We start from the raw sequence: 1402 nt of genomic DNA, 5'->3' as shown, positions 1-1402 counted from the left end.
GCGTGGGGTGGGCGCGAGGTTGGGGGCGGTCCCGGGGGTTGTTCTGGGGCGCGGGCAGTACTGCCGTGGGGTTTCCCACTGTGGACGCGGTGCCAACTTCAACCATTTCTGCGCCCTAGAACAACCCCCGGGACCGCCCTACCGACTCACCGAGGGGGACGCGCCGTCGGGTGAGGGGTGGCTAGTCGCGCCGCGGGGGTGAGGGTCGTGTTTGAGTGGCCGCTACCTTGCCTTCCCCGTCTGCCACCTTGGCGCGGACATGGCTTTTCCGGGTTTCTGGGTGCGGGTCGAGGTGGAGTGTCCTACAGGACGAACGACCTTGAACCGCACCCAGAAACCCGGTTTGGGCTTTTGGGGCGAGGAGGCAGACGGGGTGCTCTCCGGAGGGCGTTGGGTTTTAGCGGCGTGGGGTGCGGCGGGCTCGGGTTTTTTCGACGCTGTCTGCGCCTAGGACGACGGAGCGGACCTGTTCTTCGACTTCGGATGTGCAGACGAAGACGAGCTCGTCGCCCGCTTCGACCGGGTCGTCGGGGGAGGGTGCGAGGACCCGCCTGCCGCGGACTATGGCGACCAGGGCGCTGTCGCGGGGGAGTGGGATTTCGCGGACCGGGTCGCCTACGTGTGGGGCATCCGCGGGGAGGGTGATCTCCACGAGGTTGGCCTCGCCCTGGCGGAAGGTCATGAGGCGGACCAGGTCGCCGACCGTGACGGCCTCTTCGACCAGGGCAGCCATGAGGCGGGGCTTGGAGACGGAGACGTCTACGCCCCATTGTTCGGTGAAGAGCCACTCGTTTTCCGCGCGGTTGACCCGGGCGACTACTCGTGGGACGGCGAACTCGGTTTTGGCGAGGAGCGAAACGACGAGGTTGACTTTGTCGTCGCCCGTGGCGGCTACGACGACGTCACAGGCAGCCAGGTCGACCTCTTGGAGGGACGAGAGTTCGCAGGCGTCGGCCAGGACCCATTCGGCGGCGGGGACCCTTTCATGACGGAGCATTCTGGGCTGCCGTTCGAGGAGCATGACCTGGTGGCCGTTCTCGATCAGTTCTTGGGCGATGCTGCGCCCGACATTGCCGGCTCCGGCTATCGCGACTCTCATCGGGACCCCTTATGACGGTGAAGCGGCTGCGGTGGCCGAGACGTTCTTGGCGATTTCGTCGGTGATCAGCATGAAGATCTGGTCGCCGTCTTGGATGACGGTGGAGGGGGTGGGGAGCGTGCCGATGCCGAAGCGCATGACGTAGGCGACGCGGGTGCCGGTGGCCGTCTCAAGGGCGGTGAGGGGGCGGCCGATCCAGTCGGGGTGGAATGGGGTCTCGACGATCGCGACGGTGCTTGTGGGGTCGCGCCACAGCTCGGCCAGGCCCTCGGGCACGAGATGGCGCACGATGCGGTCGGCGGT

The 1402-nt window shown here is 67.1% G+C and carries 2 protein-coding genes; both read right to left on the bottom strand.

Annotation, left to right across the window (positions count from 1 at the left end):
• Positions 1-397: 397 nt before the first annotated feature.
• Positions 398-1099 (bottom strand): potassium channel family protein, encoded by a 702-nt coding sequence (locus DM816_RS41860; RefSeq protein WP_117215941.1) that lies wholly within the window; start codon positions 1097-1099, stop codon positions 398-400.
• 9 nt (positions 1100-1108) lie between these two features.
• The coding region (locus DM816_RS41855) for a TrkA C-terminal domain-containing protein (protein ID WP_170318946.1) at positions 1109-1402 on the bottom strand (294 nt) is incomplete at its 5' end.

The organism is Allorhizocola rhizosphaerae, assembly GCF_003426775.1.
GTDB lineage: Bacteria > Actinomycetota > Actinomycetes > Mycobacteriales > Micromonosporaceae > Allorhizocola > Allorhizocola rhizosphaerae.
This window is presented reverse-complemented; position numbering and strand designations above follow the sequence as displayed.

Bases quoted from the DNA above. Each gene is read 5' to 3' on its own strand.
- DM816_RS41860 (WP_117215941.1), bottom strand. From the start codon at position 1,099: ATGAGAGTCGCGATAGCCGGAGCCGGCAATGTCGGGCGCAGCATCGCC.